Annotated in this window: 4 protein-coding genes; 1 reads left to right on the plus strand and 3 read right to left on the minus strand. The window is 50.6% G+C overall.

Features of this window, described 5'->3' with window-relative positions:
* Positions 1–166: 166 nt before the first annotated feature.
* From P1S59_12640 to P1S59_12650, 3 genes are all read right to left on the minus strand, one after another.
* Positions 167–1,270, minus strand: a complete 1,104-nt coding sequence (locus P1S59_12640) for a transglycosylase SLT domain-containing protein (protein ID MDF1527094.1) — start codon at positions 1,268–1,270, stop codon at positions 167–169.
* A 238-nt stretch (positions 1,271–1,508) separates the two neighbouring features.
* The gene (gene tyrS, locus P1S59_12645) at positions 1,509–2,735 is read right to left on the minus strand and encodes a tyrosine--tRNA ligase (protein ID MDF1527095.1); all 1,227 of its coding nucleotides are present in this window, start codon (positions 2,733–2,735) and stop codon (positions 1,509–1,511) included.
* A 79-nt stretch (positions 2,736–2,814) separates the two neighbouring features.
* A complete protein-coding gene (locus P1S59_12650) occupies positions 2,815–3,723 on the minus strand; it encodes a Ppx/GppA phosphatase family protein (protein MDF1527096.1) in 909 nt (302 codons plus the stop codon).
* A gap of 168 nt (positions 3,724–3,891) precedes the next feature.
* On the opposite strand from P1S59_12650, the gene P1S59_12655 reads away from it, so the two are divergent.
* Entirely contained in the window at positions 3,892–5,325 is a 1,434-nt protein-coding gene (locus P1S59_12655; GenBank protein ID MDF1527097.1) for an OmpA family protein, read from the plus strand.
* Positions 5,326–5,399: the final 74 nt, after the last annotated feature.

A 5,399-nucleotide genomic window follows, 5' to 3' on the forward strand; every position in this document is an offset into this window, starting at 1 on the left:
AATGTGGAAGGGGGATTATGGAATAGTGTATAAAAAATCTATAAAAACAGATAGTTACTCAAATAAAGTAAATGTCCTAAAGTACCTGTTTTGTACACACAAAGGAAAATAGGAAATATTTTTTATTCCTCCTTCCCTCTTCCTCCTTCTCCCTTCGGTTTTGCCTTTAACTTGCCTCACCCGCTGTCAAAGCGACAAGAAGAGTTTCCCCTGGAAATATCTTTGACGAGTTGCCCCGATGGTGTCCGGCCCGCGTTATCCTTGAAATACTGACACCGAACTTCCTGGATATATCCCACAAAGTGTCGCCTTTACGAACACGGTAACTGATATAGCGCACTTCCTTCAGGCTTGCGGCTACTGCTTTAGCCTTTCCCTCCCCCACGGTGCACGGCACTCTCAGCGGATATTCGTCTCTGGATACAGGGATCCTGCCCTTGAGAATAGAGGGATTTAATAAATGCAGGTCTTTGACCTGGCAACCAAGGTACCGTGCGATGGTAGACAGGGGGACGCCGCCGGGGACATGCACTTCAACATAATCAAGGGGCGGCTGATAATCAGGGAAAAGTCCGTATCGTTCTGGCTCCATGGCGATGAGCAGGGCTGCGTAAAACGCCGGGACGTAGATCCTGGTCTCCCTTGGCAGACGCAGGTTCTCCATGTCAGGTTCAAGGCCCTTTCCTACAGCTTTCCTGGCCGCCCGCGAAACCCTGCCCTCCCCTGCGTTATACGCAGCCAGAACCTGATCCCAGCTGTCAAAGCGTTTAAAGAGGTATTTGATGAAACTCGCTGCCCCTTCTGTGCTCCTCATAAAATCCAGTCGTTCGTCAACCCAGGTATCTGTCCTGAGGTCAAAACGGCTTGAGGTGGACTGTATCATCTGCCACATACCCACCGCGCCGGCATGGCTTCGAGCTGATTGTTGGTATCCGCTCTCGATTATGCAAAGATAAACCAACTCCGGGGGGAGGTTATATTTTTCCAGAATAGGGACGATGTGCGGGATATAACGGGTCGATAGAGCAAGAGCACTCAGAATACTCTCTCTCTTGTCAATGAGCAGATGTTCCAGCTGAACCTTGACTTTGGGGTTGTCTGCAAGGGCAAGGGCCCGCATAGAAAGGGGGCCGCTTCCCAATTTGCCGGGATCGGGAGCCAGGATCAGAGCAGGATCGATCATTACGAGGTCACTGACAGGCATAAGACCGACAGCCTCCGCAGGGGCGGGGGTCTCGGGCAGAACGGCTGTAAGAACAGTGAAAATCAAAGCCCCGCATAGGGTGCCGGAAAAAAGAACTCGCGATGCGCTCTTATTTTTGGGGGAACTGCTTCGAGCGCAGGGTCCACCCCTCGACAAGTTCAGGAGCCTGGAATGAGAAGCGCGGACGAAAAATCTGCATTTATTTAATAAACGAAAAAACTTCAAATTTACCCTTCATCATGCAAGTCAGTCGGCCAGCCTTTGGCTGGCGTTCCAGGTTCCGAGTTCCAAGTTTAGCCGAATTCTAGCCTTGCAGCACCCTGAAAAACTTCTTACCTACCCGGATCACCTTATCCTGACCAGGCGTTACCAGGTACTGTGTATCATCAACTTTATCATCCATGATCCGAACGGCACCACCTTTGATCATCCTGATAGCCTCCGAGCTGCTGACGCCTCTGACCTGAGCCACAACCTTAAACAGAGGCAAAGGCTCATTCATTTCAAATGCATCGACAGATTCGTCATCGGCCATATCTTCCAGGGATTTCCGGTCTGAAAAACGCATGTTAAACTGCTTTTCGGCTTCTTCAGCTCCTTTTTCGCTGTGAAAACGGGTGACGATCTCTCGGGCAAGACCCCTTTTCGCGTCCATGGGATGGGTTTTACCACCTGCCATGTCCTTTTTCAGCGCTTCAAGTTCTTCAAGGCTAATGGAACTGAGCAGTTCGTAATACCGGAGCATGAGTTCGTCGGAAATGGACATGATTTTTCCGTATATCTCTCCACCGGGCTCCGTGACTCCTATATAATTATCATAGGATTTACTCATCTTCTGGACACCATCAGTACCCTCAAGAAGCGGCATGGTAATAACAACCTGGGGCTCCTGACCGTAAGCACGCTGCAGATCCCGTCCCACCAGGAGGTTAAACTTCTGGTCCGTTCCGCCAAGCTCCACATCTGCCTTTAGAGCTACCGAGTCATAACCCTGCACGAGAGGATACATAAACTCATGTATGCTGATGTGTCTCTGCTCGCTATATCTTTTCCTGAAATCATCCCGCTCCAGCATCCTTGCCACGCTGTAGAGCGAACCGAGTTCGATGAGGCCCTGTGCCGACATTTCCTTCATCCATCGGCTGTTGAAATCTATTTCGGTTCGATCGGGATCCAGGATCTTGAAAGTCTGTTCCTGATAGGTGACAGCATTTTCCTGAACTTGCTCGATCGTTAAGGCTTTCCGGGTTTCCGAGCGTCCCGTTGGGTCGCCGATCATTCCTGTGAAATCCCCGATGAGGAAGATGACCTGATGACCCAGATCCTGGAAGTGTCTCATCTTCTGCATCAGAACAGTGTGTCCCAGGTGCAGATCGGGAGCAGTGGGATCAAACCCCGCCTTGACCCGCAGAGGTTCTCCACTCTCCAGAGAACGCAAGAGCTTCTTCTCCAGCTCCTCACTGGAAATCAGGTCTACAGTCCCCCGCTCAATGATCTGCATCTGGCGTTTCAGCTCGGTTTTTTTATTCATAAGAGTCTAATTCCAAACTTCCTTAAGAAATAGTGAATCGTGAAGTGTGAACCGTCCCGCCATTGGCGGGATTCACTTTTCACTGTTCACTATTCACTGCATCGATCGCTATCCCCTCCAGCAGCCCCCAGTCACTGACGATCATCTCCTGAAAGCCCCACCTGTCCATGACCTCCAGAACCATAAGGGATCCAGCCACTATAAGATCTTCTCTGCCCTTTTCCATACCAGTCATGGCAAGCCGCTCATCCGAAGTCATGGTGAGAAACTGTTTAATGAGATCCTTTATGGTATCTAATGAAAGGACGTGACCATTTATCAGAGTGGGATCATAATCGTCAATGCCCAATTCGATAGCCGCCAGGGTCGTAGGTGTCCCGGCTGTCCCGGCTATCTGCTTCCCTCCATCCTCTCTTTGGCGCTCAAGAAGGTCTCTGAAGCGAGCTTTAAAAACGTCAACTTGCCTGTCCGTGGGTGGATCGTCCAGAAAAAGCTCCTCGGTCAGATGAACCACGCCTGCAGGCAGGCTTGTCCACCATAAATTGCTTCCTTTGAACACCCGGATCAACTCTGTACTCCCCCCACCAATATCCAGCAGTATTCCATCCTCCATGGTACCGATCCCGGCTTGCACACCTATGGAAGTCAGCCTCGCCTCTTCCCCCCCCGAGATCACCTCTACGGGAGATCCAAGGACCTCATTGAGAGCTCTGGCGATGGACCCTCCCCTGTCTGCGTCGCGTAAAGCGCTGGTGCCAACTGCCCGGACTTTCCGGCACCCTGATCCCGAGATATAAACGCTATAGGAGCTCAGAACGGACGTCAGCCTCTCAAAAGCTGCAGGGTCCAGTTCGCCCTTCGTCCGAAGGCCTTCACCAAGCCTTATTATATCCCGGTAAATGGCCTTTGGAGTAAGAACACCATCCTGAACCTGGGCGATGAGACAGCGTACTGTATTGGTCCCTATGTCGATGGAAGCTATCTTCATATGAATCGAATTTCGAATTGAGAATTGCGAATTGCGGATTAAATTCGATATCCGTAATTAGCAATCCGGAATATCCATGGTGTCAGGGTACTTGATTTTGGCGGTTCGTGCCATAATTACTCCATCGGGTTTCTTGAGAATATTATCGGCCCATGATAAATACTTCTGATGCTTTCAAGGTCCGCTAAATACTCTCTTCCGATCCTGCTATCGGCGCTGGTTATCCTAACCTTTTCAGTGGGCCGGTCTTTGGCCGATGGTCCGGATTACGAACTCATCCTTACTGTTGGGGTAGCCTGGGATGCTGCAGGTACCACAGAGCGCGAAAAAGCTTTTCTCGACAGGATCAAGCAGTTGATAAAAAAAGATCCCACCTTAACAGTGGCCGTGATCGGCCATACCGACACCCTTGGATCAGAAAATGAGAACATGGCCATAGGGTTCTATTATGCTTCCAGGATAGCTGATCAACTGGCAGATACACTTCAATTTCCCTACGAACGCATTGAAATCATCTCCAGGGGTGAATCTGAACCGGTGGTTACTCCAGGGAGTTTCGATAAGCAGGTAGAAAACAGGAGGGTCGTAATAAGGCTTGCCACCACAACCTCCATCAAAGTGGCAAAACAGCCCCCTGCCAAAACACAGGGCAAAAAAATCCTTATATTGGAACCTGTTTCAGGAACTGTTGACCGTGCCTACCAGCGGGTCCGAGCCATTGTCGAAGGCGGTTCACAGACCGCACTTCTCACAATAAACGGCATTTCCAGCCTCATTACTGTCCAGAACTCCCGAATAGATACCGAGATCGTTCTGGAAAGGGGAAACAATACATTAGAGGTGATAGCCTGGGATGACAGCGGGTCTTTTGGCAGGGACTCCGTGGAGGTCAATTATATTTCCCCGCCTCCCGAGATCAAGATCCACAAGCCTCTGGACGGTGACCTCTTCGACACAATTCACAGCCTTGTTGTGGAAGTTAGTGGAAAGATCAAAGCCCAGACCCAACTGGCTGAAACGTTTCTGTTTCTCAACGGAGCCCCACGAAGGATCGAGGTCGATGAACAGGGTAACTTCTCTCAGCCGGTGGTCCTCATCAGAAAAACCAACCGAATAAAGATCGAAGCCCTGGATATTTACGGGAAAACGGACACAAGCGAGGATATAACCGTTAGCACCATCAATCTGGCCCCAAAGGATATCGTTGTGTATCTCACATGGGATCAGCCTGGAGTAGACATGGACCTGCACATCCTGGGCCCCGATGGCGAACATACATATTACGCAGCCCTCGACCCGGTTGAAAGCAGTGAAGCCATCCCCCAGGGAGCCCTGGATCTGGACGACAAGAACGGATTCGGGCCTGAGGTCTTCAGCATGTCCGGGGACACTCATGGCCAATACACCATCGAAGCCCGCTACCACCACTCCCAGGATAACGTTCCCTCCCAGGCACAGGTAACAGTAGTACTTTACCCTGCAGAACCGGCAAGACGCATAACACGCATATTCGGTCCGAAGGAGCTTAACTCCGACAAGGACAGGAATTGGATCGTCACCGAGATAGATCTCCCGGAAGGGATATTCTCGGGTCTACAATAGGGTCGCAAAAAGTCCAGACGGGACTTGTTGCTCCACGGGAAGCGAAAAATGTCATTTTCACTTCCCTCACAGAT

Source organism: bacterium (assembly GCA_029210965.1).
Lineage (GTDB): Bacteria > BMS3Abin14 > BMS3Abin14 > BMS3Abin14 > BMS3Abin14 > JALHUC01.